Here is a 19,452-nt window from a genome sequence, read left to right as displayed (position 1 = left end):
CCATGAATGCGAAGCAGATCGACCAGCAGCAGCTCCTTAGAGATGAAAAGGACCCGCTGACCCACACGCCCGTGCACCTGCTCTCGCTGGAGAGCGTGGGCAAGCACTACGGCAACATCGTCGCCCTCACCGACGTCACGATGGCTGTGGACAACGGCCGCGTCACCTGCGTCCTCGGCGACAACGGCGCGGGCAAGTCCACCCTGATCAAGATCATCGCCGGCCTGCACCAGCACGACGAAGGCGTCCTGAACATCATGGGGGAGGAGCGCAAGTTCAGTTCCCCCAGGGACGCCCTGGACGTTGGCATCGCCACGGTCTACCAGGACCTGGCCGTCGTTCCCCTGATGCCCATCTGGCGCAACTTCTTCCTTGGTTCCGAGCTGACCTCCGGCTTTGGCCCATTCAAGAGCCTGGACGTCCAGAAGATGAAGGACATCACCAAAAAGGAACTCGCCGACATGGGCATCGACCTCCGCGATGTCGAGCAGCCCATTGGCCAGCTCTCCGGCGGTGAACGTCAGTGCGTCGCGATCGCCCGCGCCGTCTACTTCGGCGCCAAGGTCCTGATCCTGGACGAGCCCACAGCCGCGCTGGGTGTGAAGCAGTCCGGCGTCGTGCTCCGCTACATCCTGCAGGCACGCGACCGGGGACTGGGCGTCATCTTCATCACCCACAACCCCCATCACGCCTTCCCTGTGGGCGACCGGTTCCTGCTGCTCAAGCGAGGCAAATCGATCGGCTACTACGACAAGAAGGACATCACCCTGGACGAGCTCACCGCCCAGATGGCCGGTGGGGCAGAACTGGCCGAACTCGCCCACGAACTCGAACAGCTCGGCGGGCACGGCGACATCGTCAAGGAAGTCCAGGCCGAAGTCGCCGAAGCCTCCACTCCCGGCACGCCAAGGCAGGTGGGAACCTGAGTCCGCGAAACCGGCCATCCGCAGACTGCAACTGAAAAGGAACCGTATGAAGGACATAACGCTCGGACTTGTCGGCGTCGGCCGCATCGGCGTGATGCATGCGAACAACATCGCGGCACTGAACGGCGTGCTCCACCCCCAGGGGATCAACGTCCGGCTCAGGCTCACCGATGTTGCCGCGGAGCACGCGCGTGCCGTCGCACAGGGCCTGGGCGCCGAATTCCTGCCCTCCGTCAAGGCGCTGCTCGGCTCGGGTCTCGATGGCCTGGTGATAGCAACCGGAACCGGCACGCACCCGGAACTGATCAGGGCGGGCGTGGATGCCGGCGTTCCGGTGTTCTGCGAGAAGCCGGTGGCCTTGAGCGTGGCAGACTCCCTGCCGGTCCTGGAGTACATCCGGGCCAAGAGGGGAACGGTCCAGATCGGCCACCAGCGGAGGTTCGACGCCGGATACGTCGAGGCAAAGCGCGCCTACGAGGACGGTGAGCTCGGCTGGATCCACTCGCTGAGGGCCGTTACCTGTGACATGATGCCGCCGCCGCTGGAGTTCCTGGCGACGTCGGGAGGGTTGTTCCGCGATTGCTCCGTGCATGACTTCGACATCCTGCGATGGCTCACCGGCCGGGAAATCGTGGAGGTCTACGCCAAGGGCTCCAATAAGGGCGACCCGGCCATAGGCCGAGTGGGGGACGTGGACACGGCGCTGGCGGTGGTCACGTTCGACGACGGCACGCTGGGTTCCGTGGGCGCCTCGCGCTACAACGGGGCCGGGCACGATGTCCGGCTGGAAATCATGGGCTCGGAAGGCTCCCTCATGGTGGGCCTGGACGAGAAGTCCGCGCTGGCTTCGGCGGAAGCAGGCGTCGGGTTTCCGTCCGGGGAGTCCCACAGGACATTTGCTGAGCGTTTCGACCAGGCGTACCGGTCCGAGATGGCCGCCTTTGCGGAGCTCGTGCTTGGCCAGCGGGAGAACCCCTGCACGCCCGAAGACGCCGTCGCGGCATCCCGGGTGGCCGACGCCGCCCAGGAGTCGCTCGAAACGGGGCTGTCCGTGCGCGTCGCGGCCGCGGTCACCATCTAGCCGCGGCCTGTACCTGCCCTGTACTGCCGCGATTGCGGCCGCCAGCGTCAGCGGCTGCAGGCCTCCACGAAGGCGCGGAAGGGTGCCTGCCGCTGGGCTTCCGACAGCTTGCGGACCTCGGGGTGCCACTGGACCGAGACCACCCACCGCTCAGGATCTTCCAGCGCCTCCACGGTGCCGTCATCTGCCACGGCGGTCACCACCAGACCGGGCGCCACCTCCGCCACGGCCTGGTGGTGACCGGAAGCGATCTTCACCCCGACGGCGCCGGGGGTCCCGGGTGCCGGATCCGCGACGGCACCGTACAAGTGCGCCACCCTGGAGCCTGGCATGATCGCCACCTCGTGCCAGGCCCACAAGCCGCCGCCGTCGCGGTGGGCCACGGTTCCCGGTGTCATGTCCTGGATTAGCGTTCCGCCGTACAGGACGTTGAGCAGCTGGTGGCCCCGGCAGATTCCCAGGAGGGGGAGTCCGGCGTCGATCGTCTGGCGCGCCACCGCAAAATCCAGGCGGTCCTGCTCCGGGTTGACGTCGTAAAGGGTGGCGCCCGGCTCCTCACCGTAGAGCCGCGGGTCGACGTCACCGCCGCCGGGAAGGACGACGCCGTCAAGCGCCCCGCCTGCGCCGGCCCGCCCGCCGCCGTCGAACAGGCCGTCGCCGAGCAGTTCGGGGGTTAACAGCACGGGTTCACCGCCGCCGTCGCGCACGAGGCCAACGATGTCATCGAAGAGGCCGTTGGCCTTGGCCACGCGGGGGTCAGGATCGGCCGAGCTGCTGAGCCGGACTGGAATGCCGATGCGCGGGCGCGGCGGGGTGGCAGGGGCTGAATTCTGCATTCTCAAATTCTGCACCACTTTTGACCGGCCGGGCCGCTTCGCTCCGTGCAGGTTTCCCGCGCTTTTACCCCGCCGCGCCCCCGTTTCTGTAGTGTTAGGCGCATCGAGGGCAGCAGGCAAGGCGAAAGTAGGTCGTTCCCATGGGTCGCAGGACACTGGTTGACGGTCTGGTCGACGGCCTGCTGGACGACATCCTTGACGGCAGGCTCAAGCCGCATGAGGCCCTGCCACCGGAAGCCGACATTGCCAAGGTTTATGACGTCAGCCGCCTGACGGTGCGGGAGGCGCTTAAGGCACTGCGGGCGCAGAACATCCTGTACGTCAAGGCGGGCCGGGGAACGTTCGTCAATCCCGCGGAAAACTGGACGGGGCTGGATGCGATCATCAAGGCCGCCTCGTACGGCAACGCGGCGGACCAGGTGTCCATCGGCCTGATCGAGGTCCGGCGCATGGTGGAAACGGGCGCCGCGGCGCTTGCGGCCAGGCGGCATTCGCCGGAACACGCCGAGGAGATGCGGCAGGCAATCGCCGACATGAAGCGGTTCCATGCATCCGGAGACCTTGACGGGTTCGTGACGGCCGACATCGCCTTCCACGACGTCGTGCTGAAGGCCTCGGGGAACCCGTTCGTGCGCGCCCTGCTCGCGCAGCTGGGCCAGTCGCTCTACCGCGCGCGCCGCGAGACGTCCGCCATCCCGGAGATCCAGCGCCACGCCATCGCCTTCCATCAGCGAGTGCTGGACAGCATCCTCACCGGTGACGCCGAGTTGGCGCGTCGGGCCATGGACGAGCACATGGACCAGACGTTCGAAGACTACGAACGCTACGTCCACGGCGCCAAATCCTAAAGCCAGCCCCTGGCCGCCTTGACGTAATGCGCGTCACCCTTCTAAGATCTTTTTCATGTTCTTCCGTCAGATGTCTGACATCAGATTCAAATAGTATAGAACCCCAGCAATCAAAAAGCCGCTCCGCTCTGGAGCGAATACAGCCCGAATAAACGCCTCGGATTCCCCCGCGCGAAGCCGCCGGTCCGGAACCGACAGATAGAAGGTCGATGATGACTTCATTAACCACAAAGCACTCCGGCCTCGGCGAGCTTGGCGACCGCACACTCCGCAAAGTCCGCCGCCGCGTCATGCCCCTGATCGTCCTGCTCTACTTCATTGCGTATCTGGACCGGAACAACGTCGGCTTCGCCAAGCTGACCATGAGCGAGGACATCGGCCTGACCGCCGCTGCCTACGGGCTCGGCGCGGGCATCTTCTTCCTCGGCTACGCCCTCCTGGAAGTGCCCAGCAACGCCGGCATGTACAGGTTCGGCGCCCGCAAATGGCTGGCCCGAATCCTCATCACCTGGGGCATCTTCGCCACCGCGATGGCCCTGGTGAACGGCGAAACCACCTACTACATCATCCGGTTCCTGCTGGGCGCCGCTGAAGCAGGCTTCTTCCCTGCCATCCTCTTCTACCTGACCCTGTGGTTCCCCGCCGCGCAGCGCGTCACCGTGCTCGGCATCTTTATCCTGGCTCAGCCGATCTCCAACGCCCTCGGCGCCCCGGTCTCCGGCCTGCTGCTGCAGATGGACGGCATCTGGGGCCTGCACGGCTGGCAGTGGCTGTACATCATCGAAGGCATCCCCGCGATCCTGCTGGGCGTGCTGACCCCGATCCTCATGACGGACCGCCCGCGGGACGCCAAGTGGCTCAACGCCGACGAGCGCGAGTGGCTCGCCACCACCATGGACGCCGAACTCGCCGCCAAGTCCAAGGGCGTCAGCCACAACTTCCTGGCCGGCCTCAAGGACAAGCGGACCCTCGTCTACTCGGCCCTTTACTTCGGCCTGGTCTGCGGTATCTACGGCCTTGGACTCTGGATGCCCACGATCGTTGCCGCCCTCGGCAAGTTCTCCACCGCCCAGGTCGGATTCATCGTCCTCATTCCGTACTCCATCGCCGCAGTCTTCGTGTACTTCTGGAGCAAGCGTGCCGATCAGACGGGCAAGCGTGCCTGGCACAGCTCCGTCAGCATGGTGCTGGCCGGTGCGGGTCTGCTGTCCGCAGGCTACCTCCTCCAGGTCAACCCCGTCCTTGCCCTGATCGCCCTCACCGCCGCGGCCATGGGCATCTACGGAGCCATCGCCCCGTTCCTGTCCATGCCGTCCGCGGCGCTCACCGGCGCGGCAGCAGCCTCCGGCCTGGCCATGGTCAACTCGCTGGGTAACCTCGGCGGCTTCGTGGCCCCCTACGCCGTGGGCTTGTTCAACGACGCCACCGGCAGCAACCAGAGCGGCCTGCTGTTCCTCTCCTTCTGCCTGTGCGTCACCGCTGTGGCCACCTACCTGTACGCCCGCAAGCGTCCCGAGGGTGACGCCGCCCTGGATCCCGCAGTCGAGGCAGCCAACAAGGTCACTGTCACCAACTAAGAACCACCCGCCAAGAACCGGCTAATACCAGCTAAAGGAATACCTGCAATGAGCTCAACCACGTCCTTCCCCGCAGAACGCACCGTCGTCCTGACCGGTGCGGCCTCTGCCCGCGGCATCGGCCGCGCAGCTGCTGACCGCATGGCCAGCGAAGGCTGGTCCATCGCCATCCTGGACATCAACGCCGAGGATGCGAAGGCCGCAGCGGCCGAAATCGGCTCCAACCGCGCCGTCAAGGCCATCGGAGTGGGCGCCGACGTCTCAGACGCCGAGTCCGTGGACCGGGCGATCACCGAAATCGAGGAAACGCTGCCGCCGATCGTGGCACTGGCCAACCTCGCAGGCATCAGCTCGCCCACACCCTTCATGCAGACCACCGTGGAGGAATGGGACAAGGTCTTCGCAATCAACATGCGCGGCACCTTCGTTGTCTCCCAGCGCGTGCTGAAGGGCATGATCGAGCGCAAGCTGGGCCGCATTGTGAGCATCTCCTCGATCTCGGCCCAGCGTGGCGGCGGCACGTACTCCAAGGTCGCCTACAGCGCCTCCAAGGCCGGCATCATCGGGTTCACCCGGGCCCTGGCCCGCGAAGTGGGCGAGTTCGGCGTGACGGTCAACGCCATCGCCCCCGGCCCGATCGACACCGACATCATGGGCGGCACGCTGACCGAGGAGCGCAAAGCCCAGATGTCCGAAGGCATCATGATGGGCCGCGTCGGCACCCGGCAGGAAGTGGCTGCACTCATCTCCTTCCTGCTGGGCAAGGACTCCGGCTACATCACTGCCGCCACGTATGACATCAACGGAGGCCTCCAGGTCTCCTAGTCAGACAGTCTCCTGACCTGACCTCCTGGCCGGACCAGCAGGGGAGAACCAACGAAGTGCCCCGCAGCCCAGCTGCGGGGCACTTCCGCGTTCGGGCTCGCTAGGCTGGCATCATGAACCCCTCCGGCAGCCTGAACCCGAGCCCGCGGACCCTCGAGGTCGAGAGCCTCTCCGGATTCGACCGGCTGGTCAGCGACGGAGCGAAGACCATGCACGGCTGGCACGCGCAGTCCCTGGACCTGCGCGGCCGGGCCCCTGCGCTCGCGGCCATGGACGCCGAAGGCGCGGTGTTCCTGGGCTGCACGTTCGATCCGGGGGTGGAAGAAGCGCTCCGCCGCCGCGGCGCCCTGATCTTTCCGAAGCTGACCGGAGTGCCGTTTGATGCTTACCGCGCGGAGCTCTACACGCCGCAGGAGCTCTATGCCGGAATTCAGGACACGCCGTATGAGGAAACACCGGACGCTCTGGTGTATCAGTGGAGCATCCGGCCCGGCCAGCGCCACCGCCTGGACGCCACGCTCGCTGCTGCCCTGCACGACCACGCCATCGGCGACGCCCTCGACGAGCTGCTCCGGTCAACCCAGGACGGGGGCAGCACGATCGTCGGGGTCATGGGCGGCCACGCGGCGCAGCGGGGAACCGCGGGCTTCGCCGACGCCGCTGCGTTGGGCAGGCTGCTGGCCCGCAGCGGGCGGATGGTGGCCACCGGCGGAGGGCCGGGGGCCATGGAGGCGGCCAACCTGGGCGCCTACCTCAGTGAAGTGTCCGAAGAGGAGTTCCGGGCTGTCCTTGCTGAACTGGCATCCGTCCCCGGCTTCCGGCCCTCGGTGTCCGCGTGGGCACGCGCGGCCGCCGCCGTCGTCGAGCGTTATCCGGGCGGAACGGCATCGGTGGGCATCCCCACCTGGTTCTACGGCCACGAACCGCCCAACTATTTCGCGACCCGCATCGCCAAGTACTTCGCCAACGCCGTCCGCGAGGCAATTCTGCTCGAGCTGTGCAACGGCGGAATCGTGTTCCTGCCCGGCGCGGCGGGGACCGTTCAGGAGATCTTCCAGGACGCATGCGAGAACTACTACGGCGCACCCGAAACCATGACACCCATGGTGCTCGTGGGCCGGGGGCATTGGGAGCACCGATATCCGGCCTGGCCCATGCTGCAAAGCCTGGCCGCCGGCAAGCCGATGGAGGAGCGGATCTTCCTGGTGGAGACCGTGGACGAAGCGCTCGCGGTTCTCGATTCCTAGAGGTCCTTCCGGCACGGCGCCTGGCTCAGTGCCTGCAGGCCGTTCAGGTCCCCGGCAGCCAGACCGTCAGGCGTGCCGATTTCCGGGTACATCAGCTGGACAGGGTCATTTACGTGCTCAAGCCCCATGACGTGCGCGAGTTCATGCAGGATGACGGCGGTGGCATAAGCGGGCCCGTCCGGCCGGTTCAGTTCAATGCCGATCTGCGGTGCATCCAGCTCCAGGCTTCCGGTGACGAAGCTCTTGGGACCGTCGCCAAAGCTGTAATGTGTGCTGCCCCCGGTGCCGATGATCTGGCCCTTGAGCTTGGGGGCTGCCTCCGGAGTGGTCCAGCTGATCAACAGCGGTGCCCACCGTTCCCCGTAAGCCTCGGGCTGGTACGGATCGCGCTGCGCGGATGGCTGTTCGTCGGTGGCGCCGTCATTGACGAAGCGGATGCCCGTCGCGCGTGACACCGTCTTGATGGCCTCGTGGACCAGACCGGCCGCGCCCGCCGGGGCAAGGTCGTCGTTCACCACATAGTGCAGCGGCCGGCACGGTGAGAATCCCACGGGAGTGCCGTCGTCGTTCGTGGCCAAAAACGCGTACGATTTGCTCGGTTTGGGCGGGGTCTCGGGCGTGCCGAGCGGCGCGTCCGCTTCCTCGATACCCGGCGGCGGAGCGTCCGCCGCGCGGCTGTCGGTTCCCGGTTCTCCCGGTTTCCCGGCGTGGCCGGCTTCGTGCGCCCCGCCGATCTCTCCGGAATCTGCGGCGGGGTCCCCGGCTCCGAGACGGAACTCGAGCAGGCCCGCCAGGCGCGGATCGTTATAGGCGAGGCCGGCGGCCAGGAAGGCGCCACACCCGATGGTGGATATCAGGACAAGGTTCCGGATGAAGCTGCGGGCGGCCCGGCCCGACCCCGCGTGGCGCGCGTGCTTCCGGTGCCCGTTTTCCGGCACTAGGCGATCACCGCGCCGAAGACCATTCCCAACAGGTAGGTGACGCCCGCGGCGCCCAGGCCGATAGCCAGCTGGCGCAGGCCCCGGGTCAGGGGCGACGTTCCGGACAGCAGGCCGACGACGCCGCCGGTCGCCAGCAGTGCCATGCCGACCAGGACGGCGGCCGTCACGAGCGCACCAATGCCTGTCATGCCGAAAAGGAAGGGAACGATGGGGACGATCGCGCCGGAGGCAAAGAAGCAGAAGCTGGACAGCGCCGCGCCCCAGGCCGTGCCAACTGCCTCGTGCTCATCCTGGGACTGCGGGAGCTCAGGCCGCAGCGAGAGGCTCGGGTCACAGTCGCAGCTGAAGAGCCCCATCCGCTCGGCCACCCGGTGTTCGGCGGCCTCACGGGACATGCCGCGGGCCAGGTACACCAGCAGGAGCTCGTTGTGTTCAATATCGAGCTGGGGCGCGGCTGCCAGCGTCACCTGCGTGGGACGGGTGGCGGCAAGGAGTTCACGCTGGGAGCGGACGGAGACAAATTCGCCGGCACCCATGGAGAAGGCACCCGCCAACAGGCCCGCAATGCCACTCAGCAGCACCACCGAGCTGGCCACACCGGTTGCCGCCATGCCCATCACAAGCGCCAGATTGCTGACCAAGCCGTCGTTGGCCCCGAAAACCGCAGCCCGGAAGGTCCCTGCCAGCCGGTTGCGTCCGCGGGTGGCAAGTCCGCGCACCACTTCCTCATGGATCTGTTCATCCGCAGCCATGGCGCGTGTGGCAGACGGTTCCCGGGTGTACGGGGAGCGTCCCTCGGCGCGCTGTGCCAGGGCAAGCACGAAAACGGACCCAAAGTGGCGGGCAAGGAAACCCAGCAGCCGGCTGCGGGCGGAGGCGCGGCGGGGCTTGCCCGCATGCTCGCCGAGCAGCTTGAGCCAGTGTGCCTCATGGCGGCCTTCGGCCGATGCCAGGGCGAGGAGGATGGCGCGTTCTTCGCCGGACCGGTTCTGGGCGAGGTCCCGGTAGACGGCGGCCTCGGCACGTTCGTCCGCCAGGTACTGGCGCCAGCGTTTGATGTCCGCTGCGTCCGGGGTGGCGCGGGCGGCGGCTGCACTGTGATGGTCAGATTTTGCGGGCTGAGACACGGGGACTCCTGGACTGGATGAGGCATGGTTCTGCCCCATTGCTTGCCCAGCTTACCGCGCAAATCCGCGGTTTTTCGGCTGGTATTCCTCAGCGTAAGTTTTAGGGATCCCGTAATTCTGCCGTCCCGGCGGGGCTCTCTGTGCTGCCTCCGGCCCGGCTCTTGACCCCCTGCATGGGTGGTGATCTGATGAAAACGTGCCTCGTTGGAGGAGGGCACGGAAGTCCAATCACACGGAGGTCTGCAGTATGAACACCACCGGATCAAACCCCGAGCCTGCCCGCCGCACCATCGAATCGGATCCCGCCTACGACTTCGCCGAGGATGTACCGGTGGATGAGGACTGGGATGCCGAAGACGAGTTCCTCGATTCCGAGGAGCGGGTCGTTCCTACCGCACCGGAAGCGGTTGACAGCGACGAGCGCGTCGTCGCCCTGGACACCGACGAGTTCCGCGAGGACGAGGAATACGAGCCATAACCAGTTTGTCTTGACCCCTACTTAACGCCCGACGGCGGTGCGTTCCCCACCAGGGGAAGGCACCGCCGTCGGGCGTTTCGGTTGCTAATGCAGACCGGCTCAATCGGTGGCTTGGTTCAACCGGTGTCTGGGTCGCCTGGCTAGGGCGCCGTGACGGGAATCGGCACTTCCTCGGATTCCTGGCCAGCCACGCGCCGGTACCAGTTCTTCATCACCGACGGATCCGTGGGCTTGGTCAGCAGCGAGACGACCACGTAGACCACGGTCGAGGCCAGCAGACCGAAGTAGATCGGTTCGTTGGCGAAGATTCCGTCCAGCGGTGCCTTGGCGTTGATTTCCAGGACGGTCATGGTGCCCAGGGTGATCACTGAACCGACGGCCATCGACGCCGCAGCGGCCACACCGGTGCCGCGCTTCCACACGAGGCCGCCGAGGATGGCGACGAGGAGGCCGCCCACCAGGATGTCGTACGCGATGGTCAGCGCCGCCACGACGTCCTTGGTAATGATGGCGATGAGGATGGCCACGATGCCGAGTCCCAGCACCCAAAGCCGGTTTGCCTTGACGTCGTGCTCGGGGTTGTCCGAGTCGTCGGTGTTGATCGTCTTGCCGAACCAGCTGGCCACGAACGGGAGGACGTCGGCGCGGGCCACGGTGGCGGCGGCGATCAGCGCGCCGGACGCCGTGGACATCATGGCGGCGACGGCGGCGGCGAGCACGAGGCCGCCGATGCCGATGGGCAGCAGGTTCTGTGCCACCTCCGCGTAAACGACGTCTTTGCCTTCGGCCGCGACGTCGATGTCAGGCAGGGCGACGCGGGCGCCGAGGCCGATCAGGGCGCCGGCCGCACCGTAGAGGATGCAGTAGATGCCGGCCGTGGCACCGCCCCAGCGTGCGACCTTCGGCGTCTTCGCCGTAAACACACGCTGCCAGATGTCCTGGCCGATGAGCAGGCCCAGGGTGTAGACAACGAAGTAGGTGATGATGGTCTGCAGGCCGATGCCGTCGATCTGGAAGAAGCTGGCGTCAACGCGGCTGCGGATCCCGTCGAGGCCGCCGGCGGCGTTGAGGGTGAACGGCAGCATCAGGATAAAGATGCCCACCGTCTTGATGACGAACTGGACCTGGTCGGCCAGGGTGATGGACCACATCCCGCCGATCGTGGAGTAGACCAGCACGATGCCGCCGCCCACGGCGATGGCCAGTGCCCGGTCCCAGTCAAAGAGCACCACGAAGATGGTGGCATAGGCGCCGGTGGAGGTGGCGCAGAGCATCAGCGTGTAGGCCAGCATGACGATGCCGGACGTCTTGGTGGCGTGGCTGCCGTAACGCAGGGTCAGCATCTGGGACACGGTGTAGATCTTGAGCTTCTGGATGGTGCCGGCAAAGAGCAGGCTCAACGCCAGCACGCCGGCCCCGATGGCCACCACGAGCCACATGCCGGAGATGCCGAACTTGTAGCCGAGGCCGACGCCGCCCACGGTTGAGGCGCCGCCAAGGACGACGGCGGCCATGGTTCCGGTGTAGAAGAAAGGTCCGAGGCGGCGGCCTGCCACGAGGAAGTCGCTGTTGTTTCGGGTGCGGGACTTGCCCCACCAGCCGAAGGCCAGCATGGCGGCCAGATATGCCACCACGATGGCGATGTTGACGAAGTTTGCGTCCATGATGTTGGGGCTCCTTGGAGCTCTGGCAGCTACTACTGCAATCCGGGGGAGCGCAGCATTGGGGATACGCGGATTGGGCTGCGCTGAAAGGAAGTACTGGGGATTACGCTTGTTGCTTGTTAGGCAACAGTTGTTGCTAAACAGCGTAGGCTGTGATCGGAGTAACAGTCAAGACGCAATCGCATGTGACGCGCTGCCTGCGGCCTCAGATCAGCGGCGGGCCGCTAGTATGGCTCCAAAGATGGGGCCGAGCGGCCGGCCGTGAAAGGTTCGTGAATGAAGGCACTTCCAGTTGAGCCGAGCAATGTTCCGGTTGCTATCGGTTCAAGAATCCGTGCCGCCCGCCAGTCGCAGCGGCTCACGATTGAACAGGTGGCGGATGCCACCGGGCTGACCAAGGGCTTCCTCAGTCGCGTCGAGCGGGACCTGACTTCGCCGTCCGTCGCCTCGCTGGTCACCCTGTGCCAGGTGCTGTCCATCTCCATCGGCGATCTGTTCGCCGCCCCCGAGACCCACCTGACAAAGCGCGACGCCGGTCCCCGCATCTCCCTGGGTGGGGAAGGCATCGTCGAGCGGCTGCTGACCGCCCGCTCGGAGCGGCGCGTCCAGATCATCCAGGCCGTCATTGAACCCCGGGGGCGCGGCGAGTCCGAGCTCTATGCCGTGGATTGCGACGTCGACGTCCTGCACGTCATCAAAGGCACAATCAGGCTCATCCTCACCAATGAGGAGTATGAACTCTCCGACGGCGACACCGTCACGTTCCCGGGGCGTGAACCGCACACCTGGATGAACCCCACGGACCAGTCCGTTGAGGTGCTGTGGGTGCTCGTTCCGGCCGCCAGCCGGTAGGCATTCCCTTCTTTCCGTGATCCCGATCCGGCTGCGTCAGGCGAGCCGGCATTCCGGCGCGCCCATCCCCACCCTCCCTGCTTCTGTAAACATATGATGCGCATTAGGCAACTTCGAGTGTATGATGGCTGTCACACCCACCTTTCATCCTCGAAGGAGAGGCGTTCCTTTGGAAGAGCTGCGCATCGAAGCCAACGGCAACCTTGGCCCCATCGATTCATCCCGAATTCCCCGCTACGCGGGAGCCGCCACCTACGCCCGGCTGCCCCGCCTCGACCAGGTGGCCAAGGCGGACATCACCGTGGTCGGCGTCCCCTTCGACTCCGGTGTTTCCTACCGCCCCGGCGCCCGGTTCGGCGCCAACCACGTCCGCGAGGCCAGCCGTCTGCTCCGCCCCTACAACCCGGCCTGGGATGTCAGTCCCTTTGAGAACTGCCAGGTGGCGGACGCCGGGGACATGGCCGTGAACCCGTTCAACATCAACGAGGCCATCGAGACGGTACAGCAGAACGCCCTGGACCTGACCGCGTCCGGCAGCAAGCTGCTGACCCTCGGCGGGGACCACACCATCGCGCTGCCGCTGCTGCGCGCTGCCGCGGAGCGAGCCGGCGGCCCGATTGCCATGCTGCATTTCGATGCGCACCTGGACACGTGGGACACCTACTTCGGCGCCGAGTACACCCACGGCACGCCCTTCCGCCGGGCCGTGGAGGAGGGCATCCTCGACACCGAGGCCATCAGCCACATCGGTACCCGCGGCCCGCTGTACGGCAAGAAGGATCTCGACGACGATCACCGCTTCGGGTTCGGCATCGTCACCTCGGCAGACGTTTACTACCAGGGCGTCCTCGAGACCGTTGCCAAGGTCCGGGACCGCATCGGCAACCGCCCGCTCTATATCTCCGTGGACATCGACGTTCTTGACCCCGCGCATGCTCCGGGAACGGGTACCCCGGAAGCCGGTGGCATCACCAGCCGGGAACTGCTCGAGATCATCCGCGGCTTCCGTGGCATGAACCTTGTGGCGGCCGACGTCGTCGAAGTTGCCCCTGCCTACGACCACGCGGAAATCACCGGCGTCGCCGCCAGTCACGTCGCCTATGAACTGGTCACCCTCATGGCCGACAACGCCGTCGAAGGGGACCGCTTCGGGGCCGACACCGGCTACGCCTCTCAGGCGCTGGGCCAGGAATCCCGGCGTCCCGCCGGTTTCGCGAATCCAGTGGCCTCCCGGTGACCGGCGTCCGCAACGGCGGGGATCTCGTCGTCGAAACCCTCGAGGCGCTGGGCGCGAAGACCGTCTTCGGCATTCCGGGCCAGCACGCGCTGGGCCTGTTCGACGCCATGGGCCGCGGGAACCTGCACTTCGTGTCCTCGCGCGTGGAGAACAACAGTGCCTTCGCCGCCGACGGCTATTCGCGGGCCACGGGTGAGGTGGGAGTGCTGTTCCTGTCCACCGGCCCGGGAGCCTTGATGTCCCTCGCGGGGCTGCAGGAGGCCTACGCCACGGGCGTGCCGATGGTGGTGATCGCCAGCCAGATCCCGCTGGAGGGGCTGGGGGCGCGCCGGAAGGGCATGTTGCACCAGCTCGATGACCAGAAGGCCTCGGCCGCGAATGTCACCAAGAGCCAGCGCCTGATCCAGCATGCCTCCGGCATTCCTTCGGCCATCCAGGATGCCTGGACCGAAGCCATCTCCTCGCCGCAGGGCCCCGTCTGGCTCGAAATTCCACAGAATGTCCTGCTCGATCCCATCATGGTTCCCCCGGTGGAGGACGCGCTCGCCGAAGCCGCGGACAACCCCCCGCGCGTCGAGCTGGTCCGCGAAGCCGTCAAATGGCTGACCGCCGCGGAGCGTCCGGCCATCATTGCCGGCGGCGGCACCCGCCGCGGGCGGGCCGAGAAGTCGCTCCTGTCCATCGCGGAGAAGCTGCGCGCCCCGGTGATCTGCACTCCCGGCGGAAACGGCGCGTTCCCCTGGAACCACGGGCTGTCGCTGCAGTCCTGGATCGAGGACCGCCACATGACCGACGTCCTCGAGGATGCCGACGTGCTGATCGTCATCGGCTCGTCGCTCGGTGAGGTTACGTCCAACTACTTCACGTTCGAACCGCGCGGCCGGATCATCCAGATCGACGCCGAACCCCGGGTGCTCGAATCGAACCGGCCCGGGCTGGGCATCCGCGCGGACGCCGGGCAGGCGCTCGCCGCCCTGGACGATGCCCTGGTGGTTGAGCCCGCCGAAACCGGCCGCAGCTGGCACGGGGTCTCGCCGGAGGACCTGGTGCGCGAGACGCTGGGCAAGGTGCGGGCGCGTCTCGAATCCCAGGACCTCCGCAAGGAACTGGCGTTTATGGCCGATATCCGAGAGGCCGTTCCCGCGGACATGCAGACCTTCTGGGACATGACCATTTCCGCCTACTGGGGCTGGAGCTGCTGGGACTCCCGCGAAGGCCAGTTCCATTCCGCCCAGGGCGCCGGCGGCCTGGGCTACGGCTTCCCCGCAGCCATCGGGGGAGCGGTGGGCCTGGAAACGGTCGGCAAGTCAGGTGCCTCCGCACGTGTCCTGGCGGTCTCGGGAGACGGCTCCGCCATGTACTCCATCTCCGAACTGGCCACCGCCAGGCAGCACAACGTACCGGTCACCTGGCTGATCGTGGACGACGGCGGGTACGGCATCCTGCGCGAATACATGGTGGGCGCGTTCGGCAAAGCCACGGCCACCGAGCTCGCGCGCCCGGACTTCGTGAAGCTCGCCGAGGCCTTCGGTGTGCCGGCCACCCGGGTGGCCCCGGAAAATGTGGGGGACGCGCTGAAGGCGGGGTTCGCCGCGGACGGCCCGAACGTCGTCGTCGTCGAAACCCTGCTCAAGATGTTCGCCCCCACCCACCTGGACCCCTAACCGCCACGCCAGCCACCTCATCCACCTACAACCGCAACATCACAGCGCGAACTGGCAGCTAATGCCCTCTCAGCACGATTTTGAGGGGAATAGCTGCCAGTTCGCGCTTGGCTTTTAACGGTTTGCCTCACGGTTTGCCTAACCGTTGGGCAGGCGTACTCCGCTGGGATGATCTTCGCCGGCGATGTTTCGCTTGGGCAACGGATTTCGTACAGTTGGAAGGCTAATGATGTCAGCCCCGGCTGCTACAACTTCTCGCAACCAATTCGCGCTCTCTTCCTAAGGACCCGTGGGCATGCTTGTCACCCTCATCCGGCGCTATGCCAAGCCGTATGTGCCGTACATATTGGCCGTCATCGCCTTGCAACTGGCGTCCACCATCGCCGCCCTGTACCTGCCGAGCCTCAACGCGCAGATCATCGATGAAGGAGTATCCCGCGGCGACACCGACTTCATCTGGCGCACCGGCGGCGTGATGCTCCTGGTGGCATTTCTCCAAGTGGGCACCGCCATCGCCGGCGTGTATTTCGGGTCCAAGACGGCGATGGCGATGGGACGCGACCTGCGCCGCGGCGTCTTTCGGAAAGTAACGAGCTTCTCCGCCAAGGACGTGAACACCTTCGGCGCACCCACCCTGATCACCCGCGGCACCAACGACGTCCAGCAGGTGCAGATGCTGGTCCTGATGGGTCTGAACTTCATGGTCTCTACGCCCATCATGTGCATCGGCGGCATTGTCATGGCTCTGCGCGAGGACATTAACCTGTCCTGGCTGGTCTGGGTCTCGGTGCCTGTCCTGATTGTGGTGGTGGGCTACATCGTTGTGCGTCTCATGCCGCTCTTCCGGTCCATGCAGAAGAAGATCGACCGGATAAACGAGGTGCTGCGCGAACAGATCATCGGCATCCGTGTGGTCCGCGCCTTTGTCCGCGAGCCGTACGAGACCGAGCGCTTCGGGGAGGCCAACAAGGAACTGACGGACGTTTCCCTGAAAATCGGCGCGCTCTTCGTTCTCATGTTCCCGGCCATCGGCATGATCCTGCACCTGTCCACGGCCGCCGTGCTCTGGTTCGGCGGCCAGCGGGTGGACTCCGGCGACATGCAGGTGGGCGCCCTGACCGCCTTCCTGCAGTACCTGCTCCAGATCCTCATTGCCGTGATGATGGGCACGTTCATGGCGATGATGATTCCGCGTGCATCGGTGTGCGCCGACCGCATCGGCGAGGTGCTCGACGTCGAGCCCTCGATCCACGATCCCGAGCAGCCGCAGATCCCGGCACAGCTGGAGGGCGTGGTGGAATACCGCAACGTCACCTTCGCCTACCCCGGCGCGGAAGCCCCCGTCCTGAGCAACATCAGCTTCACGGCCCGCCCGGGGGAAACGGTGGCGATCATCGGCTCCACCGGTGCCGGAAAGACCTCACTCCTGTCGCTGCTGCCCCGACTCTATGACGTGGCCGACGGCGAGGTGCTGCTTGACGGCGTCTCCGTGAGCAGGCTGGACCGCGCCGAGATCACCAGGCGCGTGGCCCTCGTGCCGCAGCGCCCCTACCTGTTCTCCGGAACGATCGAGCACAACCTGCGCTTCGGCAAACCGAGGCAATCGATGAAGAACTGTGGGAAGCCCTGTATGTGGCACAGGGCGACGGCTTCGTGAAAGAGAAGAAGAACGGGCTGGCGTCCCGGATCGCCCAGGGTGGCACCAACGTCTCCGGCGGGCAGCGTCAGCGCCTGTGCATTGCCCGGGCCCTGGTGACGAAGCCCAAGGTCTACCTCTTTGACGACTCGTTCTCGGCCCTGGACGTCGCTACTGACGCGCGGCTGCGGGCCGCCCTCAAGCACATTACGGCGGACGCCACCGTGATCATCGTGGCGCAGCGGATCTCCACCATTACGGAAGCGGACCAGATCCTGGTGCTGGACAACGGCCGGATCGTGGACCGCGGCACGCACGATGAACTGCTGGAGACGTCGCCCACCTACCAGGAAATCGTTGAGTCCCAGCTGAGCGTGGAGGAAGTGGCATGAGCGCCGACAACAGGACCCTGCGCGGGGATACCGAGGAAGGCGTTCTTCCCGACGCAGCCGCGGAAGCAGCCGCGGAAGCCCCAGAACTCGAGGACGACGACTTCATGGAGGAGGAGTACAAGCCCACCGAGGCAGACGGCGGCATGTTCGGCGCGATGCCGGCCAAGAAGCCAGAGCACTTCTGGCCCTCCGCCAAGCGGCTCCTGGGCCTGCTCAAGCCGGAGGCTGTCGGCATCTACATCGTGGTGGCCATGGTCATCGTGTCCGTGGTCCTCAACGTCATTGCGCCCAAGGTGCTCGGCCAGGCCATGGACGTCATCTTCGGAGGCGTCGTAGGCAAGCAGCTCCCGGCCGGAGTCAGCAAGGAGCAGTTCGTCGACGGCCTGCGGGCGCAGGGCCAGGATAACTTCGCGGACATGATCTCCCGGATGGAACTGGTTCCCGGCACAGGCATCGACTTCCAGAAGCTGACGGTGCTGATCTCCGCTGTGCTGCTCATGTACTTCGTGGCGAACATCTTCCTGTGGCTGCAGGGTTATGTGCTGAACCGGATCGTCATGACGGTGATCCGCCAGCTCCGCGACGACACCGAAAAGAAGCTCAACCAGCTGCCGCTGAACTACTTTGATACGCGCCAGCGCGGCGACGTCCTCTCCCGCGTGACGAACGACGTCGACAACGTCCAACAGGCGCTGCAGCAGGCGTTCGCGCAGCTGATCAGCTCCGTCCTGACGGTCCTGGGCATCGTGATCATGATGTTCATCGTCTCGTGGCAGCTGGCCCTGATTGCGCTGATTGCCCTCCCGCTGTCCGGCGTAGCGGCGGGCGTGATCGGCGCCCGCAGCCAGAAACTGTTCGCCGCGCAGTGGAAGAACACCGGCCAGCTGAACGGCCAGATCGAGGAGTCCTTCTCCGGCCACGACCTGGTGCGGGTCTTCGGCCGCGACGCGGACATGCTGGAGCGGTTCGAGGAGCGCAACGACGCCCTGTACAAGGCCAGCTTCGGCGCGCAGTTCGTCTCCGGCATCATCTTCCCGGTCATGCAGTTCGTGTCCTACCTCAGCTACGTCGGCATCGCCGTGGTCGGCGGGCTGCGCGTGGCGTCCGGCAGCATGAGTCTGGGTGACGCCACGGCATTCATCCAGTACTCACGCGAGTTCACCCAGCCGCTGGGCCAGATGGCGGGCATGGCCAACATGCTGCAGTCCGGGGTGGCGTCTGCCGAGCGTGTGTTCGAGTTCCTGGACGCGGACGAGCAGGACGCCGAAACCGCCACCAGGCACCTGCCGGCCAAGACCGACGGCCACGTGGAATTCCGCGACGTCACCTTCAGCTACACGGAGGACAAGCCGCTCATCGAGAACCTGTCGTTCACCGCGGAGCCCGGGCACACCGTGGCGATCGTCGGCCCCACCGGCGCCGGCAAGACCACCCTGGTGAACCTCGTCATGCGCTTCTACGAGCTCAACTCGGGTGCCATCACGCTGGACGGGGTGGACGTGACGCAGCTCAGCCGGGCCGAGCTCCGCTCAAAGGTGGGCATGGTGCTGCAGGACGCCTGGCTCTTCGGCGGCTCCATCTACGACAACATCAGGTACGGCAAGCTGGACGCCACGGAGGAAGAAATCATGGCGGCGGCCAAGGCCACGTTCGTGGACCGCTTCGTGCGGGCGCTGCCCGACGGCTACGACACCGTCATCGACGAGGAAGGCAACAACGTCAGTGCCGGCGAAAAGCAGCTGATCACCATCGCCCGGGCCTTCGTGGCCAACCCGTCACTGCTGATTCTGGACGAGGCCACGAGCTCCGTGGACACCCGCACCGAGCTCCTCGTCCAGAAGGCCATGGCAGCGCTGCGCACAGACCGGACCAGCTTTGTCATCGCCCACCGCCTCTCCACCATCCGCGACGCCGACACCATCCTGGTGATGAAGAACGGCAAGATCGTGGAACAGGGCAACCATCAGGCCCTCCTCGAGGCAGAGGGTGTGTACTACCGTCTGTACATGTCCCAGTTCGCCGGCGCTGACGTGGAGGAAACACCCGTGGACGATTCGACGGCGGTGCACAGCTGAGCGGGCGGAGCGCCGCAGGCCACCCGGACCCCCGGCGCATCGAGGT

15 protein-coding genes and 1 pseudogene are annotated in these 19,452 nt (G+C 66.0%); 12 read left to right on the top strand and 4 right to left on the bottom strand.

Translation table 11 applies throughout. The features are described 5' to 3' along the window. The first annotated feature begins 2 nt into the window (after positions 1–2). Entirely contained in the window at positions 3–926 is a 924-nt protein-coding gene (locus tag AC6CH3_RS13930; RefSeq protein WP_498133010.1) for an ATP-binding cassette domain-containing protein, read from the top strand. Between the two features lie 46 nt (positions 927–972). Continuing rightward, the gene (locus AC6CH3_RS13925) at positions 973–2,007 is read left to right on the top strand and encodes a Gfo/Idh/MocA family protein (protein ID WP_498133009.1); all 1,035 of its coding nucleotides are present in this window, start codon (positions 973–975) and stop codon (positions 2,005–2,007) included. A 47-nt stretch (positions 2,008–2,054) separates the two neighbouring features. On the opposite strand, the gene AC6CH3_RS13920 is transcribed toward AC6CH3_RS13925, so the two are convergent. Next, positions 2,055–2,843, bottom strand: a complete 789-nt coding sequence (locus AC6CH3_RS13920) for a gamma-glutamyl-gamma-aminobutyrate hydrolase family protein (protein WP_498133008.1) — start codon at positions 2,841–2,843, stop codon at positions 2,055–2,057. A 140-nt stretch (positions 2,844–2,983) separates the two neighbouring features. Here AC6CH3_RS13920 and AC6CH3_RS13915 point away from each other — a divergent pair, with 140 nt between their 5' ends. From AC6CH3_RS13915 to AC6CH3_RS13900, 4 genes are all read left to right on the top strand, one after another. Then, on the top strand, positions 2,984–3,691 hold the full coding sequence (locus AC6CH3_RS13915; protein ID WP_498133007.1) for a FadR/GntR family transcriptional regulator: 708 nt from the start codon (positions 2,984–2,986) through the stop codon (positions 3,689–3,691). A gap of 209 nt (positions 3,692–3,900) precedes the next feature. Next, positions 3,901–5,268, top strand: a complete 1,368-nt coding sequence (locus AC6CH3_RS13910; RefSeq protein ID WP_498133006.1) for an MFS transporter — start codon at positions 3,901–3,903, stop codon at positions 5,266–5,268. Positions 5,269–5,316: 48 nt separating this feature from the next. Continuing rightward, positions 5,317–6,093 (top strand): SDR family NAD(P)-dependent oxidoreductase, encoded by a 777-nt coding sequence (locus tag AC6CH3_RS13905; protein WP_498133005.1) that lies wholly within the window; start codon positions 5,317–5,319, stop codon positions 6,091–6,093. Positions 6,094–6,206: 113 nt separating this feature from the next. Then, positions 6,207–7,340 carry an LOG family protein gene (locus AC6CH3_RS13900; protein ID WP_498133004.1) on the top strand — a complete coding sequence of 378 codons (1,134 nt, stop codon included), beginning with the start codon at positions 6,207–6,209 and terminating at the stop codon, positions 7,338–7,340. On the opposite strand, the gene AC6CH3_RS13895 is transcribed toward AC6CH3_RS13900, so the two are convergent. Next, positions 7,337–8,278, bottom strand: coding sequence for a matrixin family metalloprotease (locus AC6CH3_RS13895; protein ID WP_498133003.1), 942 nt, complete (start codon positions 8,276–8,278; stop codon positions 7,337–7,339). The genes AC6CH3_RS13900 and AC6CH3_RS13895 overlap by 4 nt on opposite strands. Continuing rightward, on the bottom strand, positions 8,278–9,408 hold the full coding sequence (locus AC6CH3_RS13890; protein ID WP_498133002.1) for a VIT1/CCC1 transporter family protein: 1,131 nt from the start codon (positions 9,406–9,408) through the stop codon (positions 8,278–8,280). Before AC6CH3_RS13890 ends, AC6CH3_RS13895 begins: the two co-directional genes overlap by 1 nt. A gap of 247 nt (positions 9,409–9,655) precedes the next feature. Here AC6CH3_RS13890 and AC6CH3_RS13885 point away from each other — a divergent pair, with 247 nt between their 5' ends. Then, positions 9,656–9,886: a hypothetical protein gene (locus tag AC6CH3_RS13885; RefSeq protein ID WP_494035444.1), complete on the top strand. Its 231-nt coding sequence runs from the start codon at positions 9,656–9,658 to the stop codon at positions 9,884–9,886. 140 nt (positions 9,887–10,026) lie between these two features. Here AC6CH3_RS13885 and AC6CH3_RS13880 read toward each other — a convergent pair whose 3' ends face one another. Continuing rightward, entirely contained in the window at positions 10,027–11,550 is a 1,524-nt protein-coding gene (locus AC6CH3_RS13880) for a sodium:solute symporter family protein (protein WP_498133001.1), read from the bottom strand. 276 nt (positions 11,551–11,826) lie between these two features. Between AC6CH3_RS13880 and AC6CH3_RS13875 the strand changes: the two genes are divergently transcribed. From AC6CH3_RS13875 to AC6CH3_RS13855, 5 genes and pseudogenes are all read left to right on the top strand, one after another. Next, positions 11,827–12,402 (top strand): helix-turn-helix domain-containing protein, encoded by a 576-nt coding sequence (locus AC6CH3_RS13875; RefSeq protein ID WP_400580859.1) that lies wholly within the window; start codon positions 11,827–11,829, stop codon positions 12,400–12,402. A 169-nt stretch (positions 12,403–12,571) separates the two neighbouring features. Further along, the gene (speB, locus tag AC6CH3_RS13870; protein WP_498133000.1) at positions 12,572–13,639 is read left to right on the top strand and encodes an agmatinase; all 1,068 of its coding nucleotides are present in this window, start codon (positions 12,572–12,574) and stop codon (positions 13,637–13,639) included. Beyond that, a complete protein-coding gene (locus AC6CH3_RS13865) occupies positions 13,636–15,303 on the top strand; it encodes a thiamine pyrophosphate-binding protein (RefSeq protein WP_498132999.1) in 1,668 nt (555 codons plus the stop codon). The genes speB and AC6CH3_RS13865 overlap by 4 nt, the downstream gene beginning before the upstream one ends. A gap of 295 nt (positions 15,304–15,598) precedes the next feature. Beyond that, positions 15,599–17,331, top strand: a pseudogene (locus tag AC6CH3_RS13860) (ABC transporter ATP-binding protein). A 104-nt stretch (positions 17,332–17,435) separates the two neighbouring features. Further along, complete coding sequence (locus tag AC6CH3_RS13855; protein WP_498133096.1) at positions 17,436–19,406, top strand: ABC transporter ATP-binding protein; 1,971 nt, start codon at positions 17,436–17,438, stop codon at positions 19,404–19,406. The last annotated feature ends 46 nt before the right edge of the window (positions 19,407–19,452 follow it).

This window comes from Arthrobacter sp. GQ119 (assembly GCF_059759125.1).
This window is presented reverse-complemented; position numbering and strand designations above follow the sequence as displayed.